The organism is Achromobacter sp. CSND-B12, from assembly GCF_052906545.1.
Genome location: NZ_JBREGJ010000001.1, coordinates 5,817,284 through 5,841,123 on the forward strand (window position 1 = coordinate 5,817,284; position 23,840 = coordinate 5,841,123).

Below are 23,840 nucleotides of genomic sequence, written 5' to 3' on the forward strand. Positions count from 1 at the left end.
AAGGCAACAGGCCTTGAACGCCCGCGTTCGTGCTCGCTAGCGGCGCGCGTCGATGTAGGGCCGCGCCTGCAGGATGATGATCCTGTCGCCGACCACCGCCCATTCGATGTCCTGGTCGACCTGGCCCAGGCGTTGCTTGACCTGCCGGCCCACGGCCGCCAGCCGCGCGACCAGCGCGTCGTTCAGCACCTGGCGCGCGTCCGGCGCGATCGGCACTTCGCGCACGCCGCCGCCGGCGTCCGCCACCAATTGCGTGTCCTCGGCCGAGCGGCTCAGCACCTGCACCGCCTTGGACCAGCTCGAATACATCACTTGCTCGGCCTGGCGCTTGCCTTCCACCACCTTGATGCCCAGGCCGCGCTTGGCCGAGATGTAGGTCACGTAGCGGCGGCTGGCGTCGAACGGATCGCGCGTGATCATGACGCCGGAGCTGTCGGACGGCGCCGCCAGCTGCACCAGCACGGCCATCACCACCGCGTCCTGGGGAATCCCGGCCGCGCGCCGCGCTTCGTAGGCGTCGAAGTTGTAGACCGAGGCCCATACCGTCTGCACCGCCTTGGCCAAGGCGTCGGGCTGGGTGACGTTGGGCACGGTGGTGTACAGGCCGGCGCCGCTGAAGCCGGGCAGGTCCTCGGAATTGGACGAGCTGCGCACGAACACGCCCGCGCCCTTCAGGCGCGATTGCCACAGCGCGCGCCAGGATTCGGCCTGCGCCGGGTCGACGGCGGCTTGCATGATGTCCTGGCGCAGGGCGGCCAGTTCCTTGCGCCGGACTTCGGCGTCGGCCACGAAGTCGGCGCGCTGTTCCAGCGCCGCCACCCGTTGCGCCACGTTCAGCCGCTTCATGAAGGCGGCGTATTGCGCGAACGGGATGCAAAAGCCGTCCGGCACGCTGGCGGCCGGCGGCAATGCGGAGCGGAGCGCGCCCAGGTTGGCGGCCTTGACGCCGCAATGGCGGCTGTCGCGCACCGCCAGGGCATCGAGCGGCTTGAGCGTCTGCACCGTCAGGTCCGGCTTGGGCAACTGCGCGCGCGGCTTGGGCGGCGTGGCCGGCGGCTGGGTGGCGGGCTTGTCGGCGGGTTGCACCCGGTAGTCGTTGCCGCTGACGGTCAAGGTGACCCATTGGCCGTCGTACTGGCGCAGCGCGGTGGTGGCGTCGCGCACGTAGGCGTTGGGAATGCCCCAGCCCTTGGCCAGCAGGTTGACGTGCGACAGCAGCGTGGACGGCCGCTGCGTGATCAGGCCGGCCACGGGCGGGATGGCGATCGGCACTTCGTCCAGCACCACGATGTCGTCGCGCTTGAGGTCGGGCGTGGCCTCGATCGAGGTGACGATGCGCAGCCGGCCCTGCGCGCTGCCGGGATTCAGCGGCAGGAAGGCCTGTTCGCGCAGCAGGGCTTCCTGGGTCACGAAGGTCAGGCCGGCCGTGGTGGCGGCCTGTTCGTGCAGGGTCGAGTTGGTCTTGAAGCGGACCGGGGCATAAAAGCTCTTGGCGACCACCTCGTCGGCCAGTTTGAGCAGCTCGGGGGTGAGGCGGTCGCCTTCCCAGAATTCATAGGTATATCCCGGCAGGTCACGCTGCCAGCTGAGGGTGCCGAACAGCAGGCGGCGGTTGGGGTCCTTGTACTGCGCGATCAGCACGGCCTTGTCCTTGCCGGGCAGCAGGCGCCGCTCGCGCGCGAAGGTCTCGTGCAGGCCGTAGCGCGGCGTGTCCAGGTAATGGATGCGATTGCCGCGCTGGCGGTCGATCACGAACAGCACGTGCGGGATTTCCAGCGGCGTGCCGGCGTTGTAGACCCGGGCCAGCTGGCGGAACGCGGCTTCGTTTTCGATCCGGGCCATGAAGGCCGGGCCGCCGCGTCGCGCATCCTCGGCCTTGCGCGCCGCGATCTCCTCGGGGGTGAGCGGCCGGGGAGGCTTGAGGGGTTCGATGACGTTGTTTTCGTACGGCGACGGCTTGCGCGCCGTCTGCGCCTGGGCGGCGGGGAGGGCGGCAAGCGCCAGCAGGCAGGCGGCCGTCAGGATGGCTGGACGGGACAGGGGCGATGGAAACCAGGACGCGCGCAGGGCTGGCATGGGGGAGGGGCTGAGTGGAAAAGCGCCCATCATAGCGAACCCGTCCCCGCCGCTCGTGCGAGATCGGAAACGAGGAATGACACGCCGTGACAGGTCATTTGCGTAGCGTGGCCACAAAAGAAAACGGCCCCGGAAATCCGGGGCCGCTTGTTTTCCCGCCAGGGAATCGCCGGCGTGTTACGCCGCCGTCTCCTGCAGCACGCGGCGGGCTTCCTCGGCCACGCGTTCGGGGGCGGTGCCGCCCACGTGCTTGCGCGCGGCCACCGAGCCTTCCAGCGTCAGCACCTGGTGCACGTCGTCGCCGATGGTCGGGTGATAGGCCTTGAGCTCATCCAGCGACAGGTCGGCCAGGTCGCAGCCGCGCTGTTCGCAGTCGCGCACGGCGTGGGCCACCACTTCGTGGGCGTCGCGGAACGGCACGCCGCGCTTGACCAGGTAGTCGGCCAGGTCGGTGGCGGTGGCGAAGCCCTGCAGCGCGGCGGCGCGCATGTTGTCGGCCTTGACCTTGATGCCGGCGGCCATGTCGGCGAAGATCGTCAGCGTGTCGCGCACGGTGTCGACGGTGTCGAACAGGCCTTCCTTGTCTTCCTGGTTGTCCTTGTTGTAGGCCAGGGGCTGGCCCTTCATCAGGGTCAGCAGGGCGACCAGGTTGCCGTTGACGCGGCCGGTCTTGCCCCGCGCCAGTTCGGGCACGTCGGGGTTCTTCTTCTGCGGCATGATCGAGCTGCCGGTGCAGAAGCGGTCGGCCAGGTCGATGAAGCCGACGCGCGGGCTCATCCACAGCACCAGTTCTTCGGACAGGCGCGAGACGTGCGTCATGATGAGCGCGCCGGCGGCGCAGAACTCGATGGCGAAGTCGCGGTCGGAGACGGCGTCGAGCGAGTTGCGGCAGACGCCGTCAAAGCCCAGCGTCTTGGCGACGCGTTCGCGGTCGATCGGGAACGAGGTGCCGGCCAGGGCGGCGGCGCCCAGCGGCAGGCGGTTGACGCGGCGGCGGCAGTCGGCCAGGCGCTCGGCGTCGCGGCCGAACATCTCGGCGTAGGCCAGCAGGTGGTGGCCGAACGTGACGGGCTGGGCCACCTGCAGGTGGGTGAAGCCCGGCATGATGGTGGCGGCGTTGTCCAGCGCCACCGTGGCCAGCGCGTGGCGCAGCTGGCGCAGCAGGTCGATCAGGGTGTCGATTTCGCCGCGCAGCCACAGGCGGATGTCGGTGGCCACCTGGTCGTTGCGCGAACGGCCGGTGTGCAGGCGCTTGCCGGCATCGCCGACCAGCTCGACCAGGCGCTTCTCGATGTTCAGGTGCACGTCTTCGAGGTCGAGCAGCCACTGGAAGCTGCCGGCGTCGATTTCCGACAGGATCTGGGTCATGCCGCGCTGGATGTCGGCCAGGTCCTGGGCGCCGATGATGCCCTGGGCCGCCAGCATGTCGGCGTGCGCCAGCGAACCCTGGATGTCGACGCGCGCCAGGCGCTTGTCGAAGTCCACGGACGCCGTGTAGCGTTTGACGAGTTCGGAAACCGGTTCCGAGAACCGGGCGGACCAGGCCTGCGCCTTGTTGGCGAACTGGTTTTGATCGGGGGAGGGAGTGTTTGCCATGATGGCGGGGATTATAGGGCCTGCCCCGGGCGGCTGACGAATCCCGGCGCGACGGGCCGCGCCTGCCGTTGTTGCGGCTGGAAACCTGCGCCGGCGCGAGTTGTCGGATAATTCAGGGTCATATCCGATTGCGGCGGGCTCCGTACGCCCCGGATGCCGGATGACGCCATCCCCCCACGTTGTTAGAAGAGAGCACACGACCTATGCCCATGGAATGGGAACAGCTGGCCACCGAACTCGATACCTATATGCCGCACCAGCCGTGGGCGCAAACGCTGGTCGGCATCGGCGTGCTGATCCTGACGGCGTTGTTCGTCCAGTGGGTGGTCGCGCGGGTGGTGCTGCTGCTGGCGCACCGGCTGCTGGTGGTCAGCGGCCACGAAGACTGGGACAAGGCCCTGCAGCGCCGCCGCGCCTACCAGAACCTGTGGTACGCGGTGCCGTTCGCGGTAGTGTCGGTGGGCATCGACCTGGTGCCGCACGTCGAGAAGGCCGTCACGCTGGTCGGGCGGCTGGCCCACGCCGGCGCCTGGATCTGCGTGTTCGTGGCGTTTTCCGGGGTGCTGAGCGCCTGGCAGGACACCTATTCGGCCACCACCCGGGCGCAGACGCGCTCGATCAAGGGCTATATCCAGATCAGCAAGCTGATCCTGATGGCGGTGTGCACCGTGTTGGTGCTGTCGATCCTGATCGACCGCTCGCCGCTGTGGATGATCTCCGGCCTGGGCGCGCTGTCGGCGGTGCTGCTGCTGGTGTTCAAGGACACGCTGCTGTCGCTGGTGGCCAGCACCCAGCTCACCAGCAACGACATGCTGCGCATCGGCGACTGGATCGAGATGCCGCAGTCCAACGCCGACGGCTTCGTCAAGGACATCGCCCTGCATACGGTCAAGGTGCAGAACTGGGACAACACCGTCACCACGGTGCCGACCTACAAGCTGTTCTCGGAAAGCTACCGCAACTACCGCCACATGTTCGAATCGGGCGGCCGGCGGATCAAGCGCACCCTGCGCATCGACGCCAGCAGCGTGCGCTTTCTGACCGACGACGAGGCCCAGCGGCTGATGCGCTTCCGGCTGCTGCACGACTACCTGCGGGTCAAGACGCAGGACATCGCCCAGGCCAACCAGACCATGGGCGAGCTGGCCAGCGTGCCGGCCAACCGCCGCCGCCTGACCAACATCGGCACCTTCCGCGCCTACGGCCTGGCCTACCTGAAGCAGAACCCCGAGGTGCGCCAGGACATGGCGATGATGGTGCGCATGATGGAACCCACCGCCGACGGCATCCCGGTCGAGGTCTATTGCTTCACCGCCGTCACCGCCTGGGTCGAGTACGAGCGCATCCAGGGCGACATCTTCGATCATCTGCTGGCGATCCTGCCGGAACTGGGCCTGCGGCTGTACCAGCAGCCGTCTGGCGCGGACATCGGCGCCATGGGCAACTACCTGCGCGAGGGCGCCGTCCAGGCCGCGATGGCTGCCGAAGGCGCGCATCACCGGGCCGATCCTGAGCGTCTGGCGCCGCCGTCCGGTGCATGACGCCGTGAGATAATCGCCCGGTAGGATTCCCAGGGCCTGCAGCAGGCCCGTTTCGTGCAGTTCCGTATCAAGGCGCCCCAGGCGATGAATCCGATGTCGAACCCGTTCTTCAACCTGTATTCCCATGGCTTCGCCCGGGTCGCCGTGGGCGTGCCCGAGTGCAAGGTCGCGGACCCGGCCTTCAACGCCGCGCAGACCATCGCGCTGGCGCAGCAGGCGGCCCAGGGCGGCGCCGTGCTGGTGGCGTTCCCCGAACTGGGCCTGTCGGCCTATACCTGCGACGACCTGTTCCACCAGAAGGCCCTCCTGGACGCCTGCGAGGCGGCGCTGGACCAGGTGGCGCGGGCCACGGCCGAACTGGATATCGCCGTCATCGTCGGCGCGCCGCTGCGGGTGGCGCACCAGCTGTACAACTGCGCCGTGGTCATCGCCGGCGGCCGCATCCTGGGCGTGGTGCCCAAGAGTTTCCTGCCCAACTACAGCGAATTCTACGAAGCGCGCCAGTTCAGCGCGGCCGATTGCGCCGTCGCCACCGAGATCCGCCTGCTGGACCAGACGGTGCCGTTCGGCCCCGAGCTGCTGTTCCAGATGGAAAAGCTGCCGCTGTTCCAGTTCCACGTCGAGATCTGCGAAGACGTCTGGGTGCCGATCCCGCCGTCCTCGTTCGCGGCGCTGGCCGGCGCCACGGTGCTGGTGAACCTGTCGGCCTCGAACATCGTGGTCGGCAAGTCGGCCTACCGCCACCAGTTGGTGGCGCAGCAGTCGGCGCGCTGCCTGGCGGCCTACATGTACACCTCGGCTGGCCGCGGCGAGTCGTCCACCGACCTGGCCTGGGACGGTCAGGCGCTGATCTACGAAAACGGCGAGCTGCTGGGCGAGTCCGAGCGCTTTCTGAACGAGTCGCACCTGCTGTTTGCCGACGTCGACCTGGAGCGCCTGTCGCGCGAGCGCATGCACCAGACCACCTTCGGCCAGTCGGCGCGGCGCCACCGCGATGAAGTGCGCAAGTTCCGCCAGGTGCTGGTGCCGGTCGCGGCGCCGCTGGAGGACGCCGAGCTGCCGCTGGAGCGGCGCGTGGCGCGCTTTCCGTACGTGCCGGCCGACCCCCGGCGCCGCGACGAGCGCTGCAAGGAGGTCTACAACATCCAGGTGCAGGCGCTGGCGCAGAGGCTCTCGGCCAGCGGCATGTCCAAGGTGGTCATCGGCATCTCGGGTGGGCTGGATTCGACCCACGCGCTGCTGGTCTGCGCCCAGGCCATGGACACGTTGGGGCTGCCGCGCGCCAACATCCTGGCCGTGACCATGCCGGGTTTTGCCACCAGCACGCGCACCCTGCAGCAGGCGCGCCAGCTGATGGCGGTGGTGGGCTGCACGGCCTCCGAGGTCGACATCCGCCCCAGCTGCCTGCAGATGCTCAAGGACCTCGGCCATCCCTATGCCGACGGCCAGCCGGTGTACGACATCACGTTCGAGAATGTGCAGGCCGGCGAGCGCACCAACCACCTGTTCCGCATCGCCAATTTCAACAACGCCATCGTCATCGGCACGGGCGACCTGAGCGAGCTGGCGCTGGGCTGGTGCACCTATGGCGTGGGCGACCACATGTCCCATTACAGCGTCAACGCCAGCGTGCCCAAGACGCTGATCACGCACCTGGTGCGCTGGGTGGCCGAATCCGGCCGCCTGGGCGAGGCGGGCGCGGCGGTGCTGCTGGACGTGCTGGGCACGGATGTCAGCCCCGAACTGGTGCCGGGCGGCGACGACGGCAAGCCGACCCAGAAGAGCGAAGACACGATCGGGCCCTACGAGCTGCAGGATTTCAACCTGTACTACACGCTGCGCTACGGTTTCGCGCCGACCAAGGTGGCGTTCCTGGCGCTGGCGGCCTGGCGCGACCGCGATGCCGGCGCCTGGCCGGAAGGCGGCCACGTGGCGCGCAACCAGTACGACCTGGCGGCCATCAAGCGCAACCTGAAGATTTTCCTGGACCGGTTCTTCCGTCTCAGCCAGTTCAAGCGCACCTGCGTGCCGAACGCGCCCAAGGTGGGCTCGGGCGGGTCGCTGTCGCCGCGTGGCGACTGGCGCGCGCCGAGCGATTCCGAGTCGGTGGTGTGGATGCGCGACGCCGACCGGATTCCCGACCAGACGCCACCGGCCTGACCGGTCTGCGGGTTTTCCCGGCAGGCCAGGCGCCGGGCTTGGCGGGCCGGGCGCCGGTGGTATTCTCTCAATCATCGTGCCCCGGTCCGATATGTAGCCCGGGGCGCCGCAACAGATCGAACAATCAGGACGACCAACGTGAAACAAGTCACCGCCATCATCAAACCCTTCAAGCTCGACGAAGTCCGCGAAGCGCTGGCCGAGGTCGGCGTCAGCGGGCTGACCGTGACCGAAGTGAAGGGGTTCGGGCGCCAGAAGGGGCATACCGAGCTTTACCGCGGGGCGGAATACGTGGTGGACTTTCTGCCGAAGATCCGCGTCGAGGTGGTGCTGCCGGATGATCAGGTCGAGGCGGCGATCGAGGCGGTGGTGAAGGCGGCCCGTACCGGCAAGATCGGCGATGGCAAGATCTTCGTGACGCCGGTGGAACAGGCCATCCGGATTCGGACGGGGGAGAGCGACGAAGAGGCGCTTTGAATTTGCGCTGGATTCGGTTTTGGGTTGGCTGTCGGGGGGATCGTTATGGTCTCCCCGAAGTTTTTTGGGCAGGTGTTGTGTTCTTGGGCCGCCCGGCGCGCTGACGCGACGGGTGCGGGCGCCAACGATTGCGGTCCGGAGCGTTCGCTCCGGACTGCCCCTTCGTCATCTTCGTTGTCGCCTGCGGCGACTGCCTCTCAAGAAACTCCACTTAAGTCATTGATACCTCGTTGGTTTCTCCTTAGGCGGTTAACGGCACCAAGCTGTAGCCCATGGTTTCTGCACGTTTTGTCAGGTGATGCAGGACGCGTTGGCGGTGGCGTTCTTCGTAGTACAGCTCACCTTGGTCGACGTATTCGGACCCTTTGGTCAGTAGGGTGTAAATCAGTCGAGCCAGTTTGTGCGCGGCTGCGGTGATGGCGCGCCGCTTGTCCAGGCGAGCGCACAGCCTTCGGTAGTAGGCGCCTAAAGCGGACTGGCTGTGACGTAGCGCCATGGCCGCCAGACGCAGGGCCTGTGCGGCGCGGTTGGGTGAGCGTTTGGTGGCGCCGTTCAGAACCTTGCCTCCGGAGATGCGTGTGCCCGGGCACAAGCCTAACCACGAAGCGAAGTGCTTGGCCGAAGGGAAGCGGTTCATGTCCGGACCGACCTCGGCCAGGACGGTAAAGGCAGTCATCTCGTCGATGCCGTTGATGCGGGTCAGGTCCACGCCGCACATGGCAAATAGATGCGTGCGCAGATCGAAGGCCATGGCCTTTTTGGGCCAGCGGCGCTGCGACTTGCCCGGATCGCCGTCATGGCGGTGCAGTTTGTGCAGTTCGGCTTGGATGTGCTGATCGCAATCGTTGAGCAGTTGTTGATAGGTGTCGTACAGGGCCAGCGCTTGCCGCAGCGCGAACAAGTGCTCGTGACGCCAGTTGCCTTGCAGCGCGGCAGCGATATCGTCCTCGCTGGCCTTGACCTGGCGCTTCTTCAGGCGGGCCAGTGCATGCGGGTCGCGCTCGCCGCCGACGATGGCGCGGATGATGGCCTGACCGGTGACCCCGACCACGTCCGACAGCACTTGCGTGAGCTGAATGTTCATCTGGGCAAGTGCCTTCTGCATGTGCTGCACGTGGCGCACCTGCGAGGCAAGCAGCATCTCGCGCTGGCGCGAGAACTCGCGCAAGACGCAAATCTCGTCAGAGGGACGGAAGGCGCCGGCCAACAGGCCATAGCTCATGAGCTGTTGCAGCCACTGGCAGTCCAGGACATCGGACTTGCGGCCCGAGACGTTCTTCACGTGACGGGCGTTGACTAGGTAAACGTTGAAACCCTGGCTATCGAGCAGCTCGTAAAGCGGGATCCAGTAAACGCCGGTGGACTCCATGGCCACGGCGGTAACGCCGCAGTCCTTGAGCCATTGCGCTAGGCGATACAAATCGGCCGTAAAGCTCTTGAACTCGCGGACAGGTTGGTCGTCGCGGTCATGAGGCACGGCGACGAAGTGGCTGGCCGACCCGATGTCGATGCCCGCGGCATCGGGATGGGCCAGGCTTAGGGTTGCATCGGACTTGCGAGGTGACATGGCTTGCTCCATCATCGCTAACGGAATGCCGCCAGGCATGGGTACGTCGTTGTACTCACTCTCTCAAACGGGATGCACGCGCTAAGCGTGTGCTCACCAATGTCGGTGACGTCACCCGGGGCCATGCTTCAGTACGGGCGTGGGCAAACACGCACCATTGGAAGGTCGGTCTTTACCTGAGCGGCATTCCACCTTGCCACAGGTGCAGCCACGAAGACAGTTTCTTCGTCACGGGCGTCGTGAATGACGACTATTGGGCTTCAGATTCCCTCGGGCGCATCGACGGCGCCCGCACCCGCCGCGCCAGCGCGCCGGGCTCGCACCTTTGAGAAATGAAGCGCTGCTGCGGCGGCTGCCTGCGGAGGACTTGCGGGGCCCGCCCGAGACGGCCGCGCGGGCGGCCGCCTCGGGCATACGCGGTGGCAGGCGTCGACCGGTGTCGCTTCGCGCTGGGGTAGAGAGGGGGAGTGGCCGCGGCCTTGACTGGCGGCGTCTTTGATGCGCGTTTTGCCTGATGGTTTGCGTGTTGTTCGTCGTGAATGTTTAGCGGTTGGTCGCCGCCCCTGTTGGCGTCCGTCATCGACTCTCCGAGGCCCGTGGGTGGACGCGGGCCTTTTCCTTTTGTGCGTCTAGCGGATCAGTTGATTCATTTCCAGGATCGGCATCATCACGGCCAGCACGATCAGCAGGACGAAGCCGCCCATCAGCAGGATGAGGGCGGGTTCGAGCAGGGCGGTCATGGCCATGGCGCGGCGTTCGAGGTCGCGTGAGAGGTTCTGCGCGCCGCGGTCCAGCAGTTCGGGGAGCTGGCCGGTCTTTTCGCCGCTGGCGATGAGGTGGATGAGGAGCGAGGGGAAGGCTTTTTGCGCGGCCAGCGAGGCCGATAGCGAGGCGCCTTCGCGCACGCGGGCCGCGGCTTCGTCGACGGCGCCGCGCAGGACGTCGTTGCCGAGGGTGCGGCGGGCGGCTTCGAGGGCGGTGAGCAGGGCGACGCCGCTGCCGCAGAGGATGGCCAGGGTCGAGGCGAAGCGGGCGGCGTTGACGCCGAGGGCGAAGCGGCCGACCAGGGGCAGGCGCAGGACGCGGGCGTGCCAGGCGCGGCGGGCGGCGGGCACGCGCAGGGAGTAACGCCACAGCACGATGGCCAGCGCGATGACGGCGCCGGTGGCCAGGCCCCATTCGCGCACGTAGTCGGACAGCGCCAGCATGATGCGGGTCAGCAGCGGCAGCTGCTGCTTGGCGTGGTTGAAGGCGGACACCACCTGCGGCACCACGTAGCCCAGCAGGAAGACCACGATGATGACGGAGACGCAGGCGACCACGGCGGGGTAGATGAACGCCGTCATGACTTTGCTGCGCAGCGTATTGCGTTCCTCGATGTAGTCGGCCAGTTTTTCCATGACCTGCGCCAGGTCGCCGGACTCCTCGCCGGCACCGATCAGGGCGCGGTAGATCTCGGGGAAGTCGCGCGGACGCGAGGCCAGCGCGGTGGACAGGCGATGGCCGGCGCGCACATCGTCGCGCACGCCTTCGAGCGTGGCGGCGATGTGCTTTTTCTCGGCCTGTTCGAGCGTGGCGCCGAGCGCGGCGTCCAGCGGCAGGCGGGCGGCGAGCAGGCTGGCGAGCTGGCGCGTGAGCCAGGCCAGGTCGGCGTCGGACAGGCGCGTGCGCAGGGCGGCGCCCAGGCCTTCGGCGCGCGCGGCGGGAGAGGTCGACAGGGGCAGCAGGCCGCGGCCGCGCAGCTGGTTGCGGGCGCCGCGCTCGCTGTCGGCGTCGATCGTGCCGTGCACGATTTTGCCGAGCGCGTCAGTCGCTTCGTAACGAAAGGATGGCATGGTGGGAGGTGGTTCGGGCCCCGCGCCGATCGGCGCAAAGGCCCGTAAATCAAGGCTTTGCAGCCCGTCACCTTGCCTTTGGATTATGACCGTAGTGTTGCAGTGTCACCCCGTATACTCCGACGCGCTTTCACGTTTTTTCACACGACTTCACGTCTCAGGCACATCCCGTCATGCGTCATATCGCGCAACTCAGCCTAGCGGTTTTGCTCGCGGCAAGCCAACTCGGACCCGCGGCCAACCAGGCCCATGCTCAACAGGCGGACAATCGCGTCAGCCTGAACTTCGTCGACACGGACATCCCCGCCGTGCTGCGTGCGCTGTCGTTGTTCACCAAGCGCAATTTCCTGGTGGATCCGCGCGTGAAGGGCAAGCTCACGCTGGTGTCCGACCGGCCGGTCGATAGCGGCCAGGCGCTGTCGATGCTTACCGGCGCGCTGCGGCTGCAGGGCTTTGCGATCGTCGAGGTGGACGGCGTGACGCGGGTGGTGCCGGAGGCCGATGCCAAGCTGCAGGGCAGCGCGGTGGTGGGCGATCCGCGCCCGGCGGCCACCCCGGCCGGCGCGGCCAAGGGGCCGGTGCCGGTGGCGGCGTTCGCGCGTGGCGCATCGGGCAACAGCGGCGAGATGCTGACGCGCGTATTCCCGCTGAAGTACGAGAACGCGGCCAACCTGGTGCCGGTGCTGCGCCCGATGGTGCCGCCCAACAACCCGATCAATGCGTATCCGGGCAACAACACGCTGGTGGTGACCGACTACGCCGACAACCTGGACCGCATCGCGGCGGTGATCGCCCGTATCGATGTGCCCAGTTCGATCGACACCGATGTGGTGCCGATCCGTTCGGGCATCGCGTCCGACATCGCCATCCTGGCCTCGCAGCTGCTGGATACCCAGAGCAGCGATCCGACGCAGCGCATCGCGGTGGTGGCGGACCCGCGCAGCAACAGCGTCCTGATCCGCGCGGGCAGTCCGGCGCGCACCCGGCTGGCGCGGGACCTGATCATGAAGCTGGATGCGCAGCAGAACCGCGCGGGCAATCTGCACGTGGTCTACATGCGCAACGCGCAGGCCACCCGCATCGCCGAAGTCCTGGGCGGCTTGCTGGCTGGCCAGGCCAATTCGGCGCCGGGAGCCAATCCCTCGGGCGGCGCTGGCGGCGGTCCCGGCCAGGCCGGCGGCAACCGGTCGCCCCAGGGTTCCGGCGGCAATACCGGCACCGGCCTGGGGATGTCCAGCTCGACGAATGCGTCCGGCAACGCCAAGGGCGGCCTGTCGGGCGACCAGGAGCGCATCGCGCGCGACGATTCCGGCAACCAGGCGGTGTCGTATTCCGCGGGCGGCGCCACCATCCAGGCCGATCCGGCCACCAACTCGCTGATCATCGCCGCGCCGGAGCCGCTGTACCGCAGCCTGCGCGAAGTGATCGACCAGCTCGACCAGCGCCGCGCGCAGGTGCTGGTGGAAAGCCTGATCGTCGAGGTCAGCGAGCAGGCGGCGGCCGAATTCGGCATCCAGTGGATGACCGGCGCCGGCAACATCAACAGCGGCGGCACCAGCTTCATCGGCGGCACCAACCTGGGCGGCAGCGGCCTGACGGGCACCGGCCCCACCTCGATCGACGCGCTCGGCAGCGGCCTGAGCCTGGGCGTGGTCAAGGGCACGGTGGACGTGCTGGGCAACAAGGTCATCAACCTGGGCGTGCTGGCGCGCGCGATGCAGAACACCGGCGAGGCCAACATTCTGTCCACGCCGAACCTGCTGACGCTGGACAACCAGTCCGCCAGCATCCTGGTGGGCAAGACGGTGCCGTTCGTGACCGGCCAGTACGTCACCAACGGCGGCAACAACAACAACCCGTTCCAGACCATCCAGCGCGAGGACGTCGGCCTGAAGCTGAACATCCGGCCGCAGATCTCCGAGGGCGGCGCGGTCAAGCTCGACATCTACCAGGAAGTCAGCAGCATCGACGAGAGCCGTTCGTCGGCCACCACGGGCATCGTCACCAACAAGCGCGCCATCGATACCAGCGTGCTGATCGATGACGGCCAGATCATCGTGCTGGGCGGCCTGCTCGAAGACAACGTGACGCTGACCTCCAACAACGTGCCGGGCCTGAGCTCGATTCCGGTGCTGGGTTCGCTGTTCAAGTACGACAGCCGCAAGCGCACCAAGACCAACCTGATGGTGTTCCTGCGTCCCTACGTGGTGCGCGACGCGCGCCAGAGCGCCAGCGTGACGATGGACCGCTACGACTACATGCGCCGCGCCCAGGGCGGCGCGCAGCCGGGCAATCATTGGCTGCTGCCCAACATGCAGGCGCCGATGCTGCCGCCGCCGGGCTCGGCGCCGTCGGTGTCCAACAACGTCTATGACATGCGGCCCGAGCAACTGGCCGAAACGATGCGGCGGCCGCCGCCCACCACGGTCGAGTCGTTCGCGGTGCGCCAGTATCCGGCGGCGCGCCAGACCAGCGATCCGTCGCTGCCGATCCGCGCCAACCTGCCGCTGGGCGTGAGCGTGGCGCGCGATCCCGCCTCGCTCTACGGCGAAGCCGACACCACCAGCGCGACCCTGCAGTTCGCCTCGGTCAAGACCCGCGGCGAAGCCGATCGCATTGCCCAGCGGGTCCAGGCCAGCGGCCTGCAGGCCTATGTGCAGACCGGTCCAGGCGGCATGGGCTATGTGGTGCGCAGCCAGGTGTCCAAGGACCCCGGCACCATCTCCACGGCCACCGCGCTGCTGCGCGAGCTGGGCTTCAAGGGCGAGCTGGTGTCGCACCTATGAGCGCGCATCCCTTGCCGTACGCGTGGGCGCGGGCGCAGCGGGCGGTGCTGTCGCTGCGCGCCGGCCATGCGCAACTGACCGTGAGCCCGCGCACGCCGGAATGGGCGGTGCGCGAGATCCGGCGCTGCCACGGCGACATCGCCGTGGCGCAGGTGGACGACGAGGCGCTTGAGACATTGCTGGCGGCGGCCTACAGCCACGCCGAGGACGCCGCCTCGGTGATGGGCGTGGCCGAAAACGAGATCGACCTGGACCGCCTGCTGCAGGACATGCCGGAGGTGGCCGACCTGCTGGACGCGCAGGACGACGCGCCGGTGATCCGCATGATCAACGCGCTGTTCGCCCAGGCCGCGCGCGATGGCGCCAGCGATATCCACATCGAACCGTTCGAGACCCATTCGGTGGTGCGCTACCGCGTCGACGGCACGCTGCGCGACGTGGTGTCGCCGCGCAAGGCGCTGCATGCGGCGTTGATTTCGCGCATCAAGATCATGGCGCACCTGGACATCGCCGAAAAGCGCCTGCCGCAGGATGGCCGCATCGCGTTGCGGGTGGGCGGCCGTCCGATCGACGTGCGCGTGTCGACCCTGCCGACCGGCCACGGCGAACGGGCGGTGCTGCGCCTGCTGGACAAGGAAGCCGGCCGGCTGCAGCTGGAAAAGCTGGGCATGGCGCCGGGCGTGCTGCGCCAGCTCGATCGCCTGATCCGCCAGCCGCACGGCATCGTGCTGGTGACCGGACCCACCGGCAGCGGCAAGACCACCACGCTGTATGCGGCGTTGAGCCGGCTGGACGCCGCCACCACCAATATCCTGACCGTCGAGGATCCCATCGAGTACGACCTGGCTGGCATCAGCCAGACGCAGGTCAACGCCAAGATCGACATGAGTTTCGCGCTGGCGCTGCGCGCGATCCTGCGGCAGGACCCGGACGTCATCATGATCGGTGAAATCCGCGACCTCGAAACCGCGCAGATCGCGGTGCAGGCCTCGCTCACCGGCCACCTGGTGCTGGCCACGCTGCATACCAACGACGCGGTGTCGGCGGTGACGCGCCTGACCGACATGGGGGTGGAGCCGTTCCTGCTGTCGTCCTCGCTGCTCGGCGTGCTGGCGCAGCGGCTGGTGCGCAAGCTGTGCCCCGCCTGCAAGAAGCCGGCGACGCAGGATGGCGCGCGGGTGTTCCAGCCGGTGGGCTGCGAGGCCTGCAATCACACCGGCTACGCGGGTCGTTCCGGCATCCACGAATTGTTCACGGTCGACGACGAGGCGCGCCGCTTGATCCACGAAGGCAGCGACGAGCGCGAACTGCGCCGCGCCGCCAGCGCCGCCGGCATGCTCAGCATGCGCGAGGACGGCGCGCGCTGGGTGGAAAGCGGCGAGACTTCGCCCGAGGAAATCCTGCGCGTGACCCGCGACGCGTAGCCGCGCGCGGCGGAGCGTGATCGCGCGCGCTCAGGGCGTCGCTTTGGCCGGCGCCTGCGCGTCCGCGCAGGCATCGGCGATGCGCCGCAGGTCCGTGGCTGACAGTGCGCCCAGCTGTCCGTCGCAGACGCGGGCCGTCCGGGTCGCCACGGTGAAGGGTAGGGCGCCGACGCGGTTGCCGGCGCTGCGCATCAGGGCCGCGACGTTGCCGCCGGGGCGCAGCACCGGCAGCGTGATCGCATGGGCGCGGACGAATTCGGTGGCGGCGGCCGGGGTATCGGTGCTGACCAGCAACACCGTCCACGTGGGATGGGCGTTGGCGAATGCTTGCAGGCGCGGCAACTCGGTGACGCAGGGCGGGCAGTCGCGGCTCCAGAAATTCACCAGGACCGGGCCTTGCTGGTCCGACAGCCGCACGAAGCGGCCGCCGTCCAGCGCCGGCAGCGAGAAATCCCAGGCCAGGCCCGCCTGCGGGCGGCCGGCCGGCTGGGCGCCCGCCAGGATGGGCGGGGCGCACAGCGCCAGGCATGTCCACAGCAGCAATCGACGCATCAGAAGCTCAGCTTGGTGCCGGCGTACAGGTAGCGCCCGCGGCTCGGCCCCCACAGCTGGGTCACGTCGAAGCCGCCGTCGCCATTGACGAAAAGCGGGCTTTCCTTGTCCGACTGCTTGTAGTCGAACACGTTGTCGACCCCGGCGTAGACCGTGAAATGCTTGTTGATGGCGTACTCGCCGCGCACATCCAGGGTGAAGAAGCCCGGGCTCTTGTCCCGCTTGGGCGTGCCGTCGAGGTTGTAGCGATCCTGCTGGCCCGAGCCGTCGTCGTGGAACTTGCGCAGGTTCATCGGGCCAGTCCAGACCAGCTTGGCGTTCAGGTCGAGATCGCCGCGGTCGTAGTCCAGGCCAAGATAGGCCTTGGCGTTGGGACGGGCGAAGATCAGCGTGCCTGCGGGGAATCTGTAGTTGAAGCCCTCGGCGGCGGCCATGACCGTCAGCGCCGGCGTGACCAGGTAGGACAGCGTCACGTCGACACCCTGCACGATGACGGGCTGCCTGGCGCTGCCGAACACCGTGATCGGCTTGCCGTCGGCGTCGGTCTGGTCGGGATCGAGCGTCGCGAAATTCTTGATGTGGTTGTAGTTGTACGACCCGGTCACGGCCAGCCGGTCGTCGGCGTAGTTCAACGCATAGCTGGCGTTGAGCGACTCCTCGGGCTTGCTGATCTGGCGATCGATGCGGATCGTGTTGAGGATGCCATGTTCCTGCTCGAAGAAGCTGGTGGGCGCGCGGAACCCCTTGCCGACGCTGAAGCGGCTGGAGAGCCGCTCGGTGTGGTGCCATAGGGCGTTCAGGCGCGGCGAGGTGATGCCGCCGAAGACGTTGTGGCGGTCATAGCGCACCGAGCCATTGATTTCAAGCGCGTCATCGAACAGGGAACGATAGGCTTGCAGGAACAGCGCGGGGGTCCGGTAGGTGTAGTCGTCGACGCCGCGTACCGGCGTGCCGTCTTCCATGCTGCCGTGGCTTCTCAAATCTTCGTAGCGGAAGTTGGTGCCCAGGGTGGTCAACCAGCCTGCGATGGGCGTCTGCCAGCTGGCCTCGGCGTAGTACTGCTTCTGGCGGGCGATGTAGGTGGCCAGTTCGTAGAAGCTGTCCTGCTTGTGCTCGGCCGCGCCCGCCGCCAGCCGCAGCAGGCTGTCGCCAAAGCGTTTTTCGCCGGTGGAGATGAACTGCACGCGGTCGGTGAAGATGATCTCGGACATGCCGCCACGGCCGTCGTCGTAGGCCATGACGCTGCCGTCCTCCGGATTGACCCAGCCTTCGCGGTCAGGCGAGCCGTGCACGCCGCCGCGCCAGTCGAAGGGATTGCCCGTGGTGCTGTGCTTGATGGCGGAATAGTCGGTGCCGAGCGCGCCGCCGCCGCGTTTTTCGTTGACCACGTCGAGCCGGCCGCGCACCTTGAAGCCGCCGGCGTCGTCCAGGAAGAAGCCGATGCCGCCCAGCCGGCGGTCGTAGCCGGTGTATTCGGAGATGCCGTTGTGGTCGGCGTCGACGGAATCGTGTTTGTTGTAGTTGAGCGTGGCGGTGATGGCGCCGCCTTCGAACGGCCGCGCCAGGTAGGCGTCGCCCTGGCGCGAGCCGTAGCTGCCGATCTGCGCGCGGGCGCGGTTCTCGGCCTCGGTGGGGCGCTTGGTGACGATGTTGACCGAGCCGGACAGCGCCTCGGGCGCGATCAGGCTGGCGCCGGCGCCGCGCGCCACGTCGATGCGTTCGACGCCATAGACGCTGACGCTGTCCAGTCCGTAGGCCGACGATACCGAGGAGAAGATCGGCACGCCGTCGATCATCAGCGTGGTGTAGCGGCCCGGCAGGTTGTTGAGCAGGATGTTGCGTACGTTGCAGATCGAGCATTCGACCTGGACGGCGATGCCGGGATTCTTGTCGAGCGCTTCGTTGACGTTGGTGGCGCCTGCCTTGGCGATGGCGCGTTCGCTGATGGATTCGGTCTTGACCAGTTCGTCGCGCAATGCGCCGGGGCGCATCGAGCCCTGGTTGGAGCGGTCAATGACGGTGATCGGGGCCAGTGTGGGGGCAGGGACGCCAGCGGTTCCAACATTCTGCGCCTGGGCGGTCCAGGCGGTGGTCAGGGACGCCGCCAGCACGGCGAGGCGCAGCGGCGTACGGGGGGCAAAGACGGAAGGCATGGCGCAGGGCATCTGATGGGCAGGTTCCAGGAGCGACGCGCCAGGCGCCACGGGCGACGAGCCCGGGCCATGGCGCGTCAGTTGATACAGGAACCGGCCGTTGCGAGACCGCGCGCCGCGGCGCCGGGCGAAAGAGGGGCGTAGCGGTTGTCGGCGGGAGAGGCGGGGGAATGTGGCATGGCGCGAGCGAAGCAAGACGGCGAAGGTAAAAACAATTCAAAACGTTATGTTTTATGAATTTTTGCGTCAATCGCGAGCCGGTCCGAGATTACGGTGTGGTCGCGGGATGGCCGCGCGGGCCGGCTGCGTGCCGGCAGGCGGGGCGTGGCGCGGACTGCGCGAGGGCCGTGGCGGGAGCGCGCGACGGCACGTGAATCGGTCCGGTATTGGGTGCGACGTGGCCGGCGCGCATCGCGGCGGCCGGCGTCCGGGGCTATGCCGGCGCTATTTGCCGGTGCCGAAGACCACCGTGTCGTCGCTGCGCCGCCCCAGCGCGGACATGAGGCCGTCGAGCGCGCCGCGTTCGGCCTCGGTGGCGCCGGCGGCAAAGGTGGCCTGGCCCTGGAAGCGCACGCCACGGGCGTTGAGGCTGCCCTGGCCGGTGACCGCCAGCGGGCCGCTGTCGGTGCTGAGCGCCAGCGTGGCGCCGGCGCGGCCGTCGCCGCGCACCCGCAGCACATAGGTGCCCACGGGCGCCACCGGCGACAGGGCGGTGGCCGCATCGCGCCAGCGCAACTCGGCCAGGGGCGCTTGCGGCAGGGCGGCGCCCAGGCGCAATGCCTGCCAGCTGATTTCCAGCGTGCCCTCGGGCGCCAGCGTATTCCAGGGCGCGCCCAATGCCGGCAACACCGTGGCCGGCAGCCGCAGCGATTGCGCCGACACGGCCACGCCGTCCCAGCCCAGGCCGGCGCGTAGCGGCCCCTGCAGCCACGGATGCGACAGCTCCAGCGTCAGCGACGACCAGCGCCATTGCCAATGCAGCGGTTGCGGCAGCATGCGGCGCGCGCCGGGCGGACCCAGCGCGATCCAGGCGGCGCCGTTCCAGAGGGTGCCGGCGGCATCCGCCAGGACCAGCGGGGCATCGTCCGGCTGCAGGGCCAGCAGCCAGCGGGCCGGCAGTACGGCGCCACCGAAAACCAGGGCGCTGGCGGCGCAGGCCAGCGCCAGGCCGGCGCGCTTGGGCAGGCGGGGCAGGCGCATCAGGAACGCGCCTGCGGGCCGGGCAAGGCCAGTGTCACGCTGCCGTTCACCAGGCCGGGCAAAGGCCGGCCGTTGGCATTGGTGGCGCGCGTCAGGGCTACCGTCTTGACCATCAGGCCCCAGTCGCCGGCGGTGTTTTCCAGCCACCGCAGCAGCGCCGACGACGGGATCTCGGTCACGGCCACGGTGATGCGGTCGCCCGGACCGGGCTGCGCTACTTTCCAATGGTCGGCCGGCAACCCGGCGCGCTCCAGGCTGGCGCCGATATCCGCCGCGGTCGGCAGGGTCGCGGCCGGGCCCGTGCGTTTGCCGCGCAGCGTCGCGGCCTGCGTGGTCAGGTCGGCCACCATGGCGGCCTGGCCGCGCAGGCGCGGCAGTTCGTCGCGCAGCTTGCGCACCGAATCCAGCGCCGGTTCGATCAGCACCGTGAACACCAGGGCCGCGCCCAGCAGGGCGGCGGCGCCATTGACCAGCAGCCGCTCGCGCGGGGCCAATGCCTGGTAGCGTTGGCGCGCGCGCCGGGCGGCGGGGGCCAGGGGAAGGACGGCGGCGCGCCAGCCGGCGCTCAGGCGTTCGATGGGCTTCATGGTTGCGTGCGCGTGATGCGCCAGGTGTTGTCGGTGTCGCCGCGCTCGAGCTTCAGGCCCTGGGCGGCCGCCTGCTTGACCAAGGCGGGCGTTTCGGCCACGCGCTGCGCCTGGGCGCCGCTGTCGGCCAATTGCAGCGTCAGCGCCTGGTCGGCATAGCCCAGTTGCGCCACGTTGTCGGCGGCAAACGGCAGGGTCTTGGCGGCGGCCCGCGCCAGCGGCAGGAAATCGCCGGCATGGGCGCCGCCGCGGCGGCTTTGCAGCGCCTCGAGTCCCTGTTGCGCCTGCCGGGCGGGGTCGAGCACCACCGGCACTTCGGGAAAGGCCGCCAGCACTTGCCGGCGCATGCCGTCGCGCAAGGCCTGGGCCTCGCCGCGCAATTGCGCCGCATGCAGGTTCAGTCCGCCGATCCACACCGCCGCGGCGATCGCGCTCCAGCGCCAGGCAGGGCGCCAGCGCGATACGCGCGCAGGCGCCAGTTGCGGCATGGCCAGCGACCAGGATGGCGACGGCGCCAGCCAGCGCGGGTCCGCGGGGTCGCGCAGTGGCGTGGCCTCGTGCGGCGCCAGCGCCTGGGGCGCGACCAGGGCGTGGGCGCGCAGCCCCTGCGCGTGCAGCAGGCTCCAGGCCCGGCGCACGGGCTCGCGCGGGGCCCAGGCCAATGCCACATTGCCATCGGCGCCGCGCGGGCCGTGGCCGATCGCCAGGTCGTCCAGGTCGCTCAACACCAGCGGTTCGAGCGCGCCGAGCACGGCGGCATTCAAGCGCGCCTTGGCGACGGCGGGAAGTTGCACCGTGGTGGCGATCACGTCGCTCGGATGCAGCACGGCTTCACAGGCGGCCTGGGGGTAGGCCTGCCCCAGGGCCTGCAGCGTCAATTCGCCCTGGCGCGCGCAGCGCCCGCGGCGGTCGAACCAGGCGTAGGGCAGCGGCGAGCCGGGACCGAGTTCGGCGAGCGGGGCCAGCGCGATGCGCAAGGAATTTTTCAAGGGTTCTCTCTCGTCCAGATGGTGTCGGGCGCAGTGGGCGGGGCGCTGCGTATCAAGGCCTGCATCGATACCCGGGCCCGTTCGTAGACCACGGCGCCGCTGGCCAGGAACCAGCCGCTGGCGGTGGCGACCGCGGGGGCCGGCGTCTTGACGCCGGTGGCGGCGAGCCGGTTGGCGAAATCGCCGCTGTTGTTGAACCAGTTGCCGCGGTCCCGTTCGCCAGCCAGGGCGCGCGCCTGGCTGAGCGACAGGCCCGGCACCAGCGCGGCGATGACTTCGGGCGGCGCCGTATTGACGTTGACGCTGGTGGCGACCGGCAGCACCGTCATGGTGCGTCGCAGTTCGCCGCGCACTGCCGGCTCGAGGCCCAGAAGGGCGGCGACGTCGTCGATGCCGCGCGGTTGCGGCGCGCGCGCGTCCGGCGTCTTGCCGCCCTGGGCCGGCATGGGCGCGCCGGCGGTTGGCGCCGGCGGCTGGCTGGCGGCGATGATGTCGATGATGCGGCCGGCGAGCGTATCGGGCAGGCCCATCACGCCCAGCAGGCGCCGCAGCACCTTTTCCTGCTCGGGCTGGGGCGCGCCGTGGCTGGCCAGGTTGCCGAGGTTGTACTTGCCCTGTTCATCCTCCACCTTGCCGGAGAACACCGCCACGCGATCGTCGCCCGGGCGCTCGATACGGGTGTCCAGCACCGGCGTGGCCCAGATCTGGTCGCCGCGGGTGGTGGATTCGCGCCGGCCATGGTCGCGTATCACCAGGCGCGCCCAGTCGATGCCGCCGGCCAGCAGCATGCGCGCCTGGACGCGCGCCATTTCGTTCTCGATGCGCCGGGTGCTGGCGGTCTGGCGCTGGAACAGGCTGGTGGTCAAGGCGGCGACGATGGCGACGATGATCAGCACGCTGACCACCGCGGCGCCGCGTTCGCGCGGCAGAGACGGCCTCATGGCAGCTCCAGGATGCGGCTGTAGCGCCGCAGGTCGCCGGCCGGGCCGCGCTCGAGGGTGATCTCGATGCCGGCCGGCGTGGCGGGGAAGGGCGCGCGCGTGTCCAACCAGCCCGTGCCTGTTACCCAGCCGCGCAGCGTCAGCGCGCGCACGCCGGACAGCAGCAGCACGCCCTCGTTGACCGGCGGCAGGGGCCCCTGTTCGGCCGGCACGCCGCTGGCGCGCCACAGGCCGTCCTGGCGCACCGACCACTGTACCCGTTGCCAGCGGCCGTCGCCGTCCGGGTCGGGGCGCAGGATTTCAAGGATCTGCGTGCCGGCCGCGCCGCGCAGCAGGCGCACGCCGGACGTGAATACCCGCGCGTCGATGCCGGGGGCGGCGAACGAGGGGCCGTTGTAGGCCATCTCCACGTCACGCCCCATCTGGCCGAGCGCGCGGACGATGGCATCGGTGTCGTCGGCCTGCCGCGCGATCCAGTCGCGCGCGCTGGAGACGCTGTCCAGGCCGCGCCAGGCCATCAGGCTGACTAGCGCCATCAGCGCCAGCGCCACCAGCACTTCGATCAGGGTGAAGCCGGCCTGGGCGTGGGAGGCAACGCGGCGAGGTGTCATCGCAGGCTCGACAGGAGGCCGTCCAGCTGTAGCAGGGACGCGCCGTTGGCGCCGTCGCGCACTTTGACGGAGACCTGGCGGAAGCTGCGGTTCAGCGAGTTGCTGAACACCAGTTCGCATTGCAGCGCCAGGCCGCCCTGCGGGCAGGCCACGGTCTGGGAGCCGGCCCGCGGCAGCGTCTGTTCCAGGCGCAGCTGGGTCAGCGCATTCTGCGCCGCCAGCAGCGCCAGGGTCTTGTCCTGCAAGGCGCGGTTGTTGGCCGCCATGACGCCGGTTGCGCGCAGGGCGGCGCCCATCGCCACGGCGATGATGGCCAGCGCCACCATCACTTCGATCAGGGTGAAGCCGCGTTGGCGGCCGCGCCGGCGCGCGGGAAGGGGCGGCAATTCAGCGGATGTCATAGTGTCCGGCGGCGTCGCGCGTCAGCGTCACATGCGAATCGCCCGCGCGCAGCCGCAGACTGAATGGATCGGCGACCCATTCGGTGTTGAAGACCAGCGGGCGGTCGGGATCCAGGCGCCACTGCACCTGGCCGGCGCGCCAGGACTGCGGGCGCAGGGCCGCGTCGTGTTCCAGCCGGTCCATGGGCAGGGGCCTGTCGTCCTGCGCGGTCGGCGCATCGGAACGGCCGGCGCGTTCGAACGACCAGCCGCCGCTGGCCGGCGACCAGCGCAGGGCGCGGCCGTCGCTGCGGGCCTCGCCTTCGGCCACGGTGAATGCGTCGAGCAGGCGCTGGGCATCGTCGCGCAACGGATCGGCGCCCTTGCCGACGGACAGGCTGACCATGCTGGCGGCGATGGCGACGATCACCAGCACCACCATGACTTCGACTAGCATGAAACCGCGCTCAGAGTTCCCACGAACCGATGTCGGCATCGCCGCCTTCTCCCCCGGGCTTGTTGTCGGCGCCGAACGAGAACACGTCGATTTCGCCTTTGACGCCGGGGCTCAGGTATTGGTAGGGGTGGCCCCAGGGGTCGTTGGGCAGCTTGTCCAGGTAGCCGCGCCAGTTGGAGGCGCCTTCGGGCTTTTCCACCAGCGCGCGCAGGCCTTGCGCGGTGGTCGGATAGCGGCCGTTGTCCAGTCGATACAGCTTGAGCGCCTGCATGATGCCGCCGATGTCCTGGCGCGCGGCGACCTGGCGCGCCTGGTCGGGGCGATCGAGCACGCGCGGCACGATCAGGGCGGCAAGAATCCCCATGATCACGATGACCACCATGATCTCGATCAGGGTGAAACCCTGCTGGCGGGCGAGCCCACGCGATGACTGGCGCACTTCACGACTCCGGTATTTCAGTGAGAAGCGTGCGATTGTGGACATGAAATATGACAGCAATATGAGGCG

General features: G+C 68.9%; 19 protein-coding genes. 5 read left to right on the forward strand and 14 right to left on the reverse strand.

What is annotated here, in order from left to right:
* Positions 1-36: 36 nt before the first annotated feature.
* A complete protein-coding gene (locus ACUTAG_RS27365) occupies positions 37-2,076 on the reverse strand; it encodes a PEP/pyruvate-binding domain-containing protein (RefSeq protein ID WP_446650404.1) in 2,040 nt (679 codons plus the stop codon).
* Between the two features lie 177 nt (positions 2,077-2,253).
* Complete coding sequence (gene argH / locus ACUTAG_RS27370; RefSeq protein ID WP_006386379.1) at positions 2,254-3,672, reverse strand: argininosuccinate lyase; 1,419 nt, start codon at positions 3,670-3,672, stop codon at positions 2,254-2,256.
* A gap of 209 nt (positions 3,673-3,881) precedes the next feature.
* Here argH and ACUTAG_RS27375 point away from each other — a divergent pair, with 209 nt between their 5' ends.
* From ACUTAG_RS27375 to ACUTAG_RS27385, 3 genes are all read left to right on the forward strand, one after another.
* Positions 3,882-5,213 carry a mechanosensitive ion channel family protein gene (locus ACUTAG_RS27375; protein WP_049053945.1) on the forward strand — a complete coding sequence of 444 codons (1,332 nt, stop codon included), beginning with the start codon at positions 3,882-3,884 and terminating at the stop codon, positions 5,211-5,213.
* Positions 5,214-5,306: 93 nt separating this feature from the next.
* Entirely contained in the window at positions 5,307-7,373 is a 2,067-nt protein-coding gene (locus ACUTAG_RS27380) for an NAD(+) synthase (protein ID WP_238874903.1), read from the forward strand.
* Between the two features lie 138 nt (positions 7,374-7,511).
* Complete coding sequence (locus ACUTAG_RS27385) at positions 7,512-7,850, forward strand: P-II family nitrogen regulator (RefSeq protein WP_006386376.1); 339 nt, start codon at positions 7,512-7,514, stop codon at positions 7,848-7,850.
* Positions 7,851-8,091: 241 nt separating this feature from the next.
* Here the strand turns inward: ACUTAG_RS27385 and ACUTAG_RS27390 are convergent, their stop codons facing one another.
* Entirely contained in the window at positions 8,092-9,417 is a 1,326-nt protein-coding gene (locus ACUTAG_RS27390; RefSeq protein ID WP_054500207.1) for an IS110 family transposase, read from the reverse strand.
* Positions 9,418-10,046: 629 nt separating this feature from the next.
* Positions 10,047-11,252, reverse strand: a complete 1,206-nt coding sequence (gspF, locus tag ACUTAG_RS27395; protein ID WP_446650405.1) for a type II secretion system inner membrane protein GspF — start codon at positions 11,250-11,252, stop codon at positions 10,047-10,049.
* Between the two features lie 173 nt (positions 11,253-11,425).
* Between gspF and gspD the strand changes: the two genes are divergently transcribed.
* Both gspD and gspE read left to right on the forward strand, forming a co-directional pair.
* The gene (gene gspD, locus ACUTAG_RS27400; RefSeq protein ID WP_020927278.1) at positions 11,426-14,038 is read left to right on the forward strand and encodes a type II secretion system secretin GspD; all 2,613 of its coding nucleotides are present in this window, start codon (positions 11,426-11,428) and stop codon (positions 14,036-14,038) included.
* Positions 14,035-15,462, forward strand: a complete 1,428-nt coding sequence (gene gspE / locus ACUTAG_RS27405; protein WP_020927279.1) for a type II secretion system ATPase GspE — start codon at positions 14,035-14,037, stop codon at positions 15,460-15,462. The genes gspD and gspE overlap by 4 nt, the downstream gene beginning before the upstream one ends.
* A 30-nt stretch (positions 15,463-15,492) precedes the next feature.
* On the opposite strand, the gene ACUTAG_RS27410 is transcribed toward gspE, so the two are convergent.
* The 10 genes from ACUTAG_RS27410 to gspG form a co-directional block, all read right to left on the reverse strand.
* Positions 15,493-16,014: a TlpA disulfide reductase family protein gene (locus tag ACUTAG_RS27410; RefSeq protein WP_446650406.1), complete on the reverse strand. Its 522-nt coding sequence runs from the start codon at positions 16,012-16,014 to the stop codon at positions 15,493-15,495.
* Complete coding sequence (locus tag ACUTAG_RS27415) at positions 16,014-18,167, reverse strand: TonB-dependent receptor plug domain-containing protein (RefSeq protein WP_446650407.1); 2,154 nt, start codon at positions 18,165-18,167, stop codon at positions 16,014-16,016. The genes ACUTAG_RS27410 and ACUTAG_RS27415 overlap by 1 nt, the downstream gene beginning before the upstream one ends.
* Before the next feature lie 444 nt (positions 18,168-18,611).
* Positions 18,612-19,367, reverse strand: coding sequence for a type II secretion system protein N (gene gspN, locus ACUTAG_RS27420; protein WP_038503329.1), 756 nt, complete (start codon positions 19,365-19,367; stop codon positions 18,612-18,614).
* Complete coding sequence (gene gspM, locus ACUTAG_RS27425) at positions 19,367-19,954, reverse strand: type II secretion system protein GspM (protein ID WP_446650408.1); 588 nt, start codon at positions 19,952-19,954, stop codon at positions 19,367-19,369. Before gspM ends, gspN begins: the two co-directional genes overlap by 1 nt.
* The gene (gspL, locus tag ACUTAG_RS27430) at positions 19,951-20,943 is read right to left on the reverse strand and encodes a type II secretion system protein GspL (protein WP_054444251.1); all 993 of its coding nucleotides are present in this window, start codon (positions 20,941-20,943) and stop codon (positions 19,951-19,953) included. The genes gspM and gspL overlap by 4 nt, the downstream gene beginning before the upstream one ends.
* A complete protein-coding gene (gene gspK, locus ACUTAG_RS27435) occupies positions 20,940-21,884 on the reverse strand; it encodes a type II secretion system minor pseudopilin GspK (protein WP_446650409.1) in 945 nt (314 codons plus the stop codon). The genes gspL and gspK overlap by 4 nt, the downstream gene beginning before the upstream one ends.
* Positions 21,881-22,495 carry a prepilin-type N-terminal cleavage/methylation domain-containing protein gene (locus tag ACUTAG_RS27440; protein WP_006387452.1) on the reverse strand — a complete coding sequence of 205 codons (615 nt, stop codon included), beginning with the start codon at positions 22,493-22,495 and terminating at the stop codon, positions 21,881-21,883. The genes gspK and ACUTAG_RS27440 overlap by 4 nt, the downstream gene beginning before the upstream one ends.
* Positions 22,492-22,896, reverse strand: a complete 405-nt coding sequence (gspI, locus tag ACUTAG_RS27445) for a type II secretion system minor pseudopilin GspI (RefSeq protein ID WP_054515772.1) — start codon at positions 22,894-22,896, stop codon at positions 22,492-22,494. The genes ACUTAG_RS27440 and gspI overlap by 4 nt, the downstream gene beginning before the upstream one ends.
* A complete protein-coding gene (gspH, locus tag ACUTAG_RS27450; RefSeq protein WP_446650410.1) occupies positions 22,883-23,371 on the reverse strand; it encodes a type II secretion system minor pseudopilin GspH in 489 nt (162 codons plus the stop codon). Before gspH ends, gspI begins: the two co-directional genes overlap by 14 nt.
* Positions 23,343-23,771 carry a type II secretion system major pseudopilin GspG gene (gspG, locus tag ACUTAG_RS27455; RefSeq protein ID WP_020927290.1) on the reverse strand — a complete coding sequence of 143 codons (429 nt, stop codon included), beginning with the start codon at positions 23,769-23,771 and terminating at the stop codon, positions 23,343-23,345. Before gspG ends, gspH begins: the two co-directional genes overlap by 29 nt.
* Between the last annotated feature and the right edge of the window lie 69 nt (positions 23,772-23,840).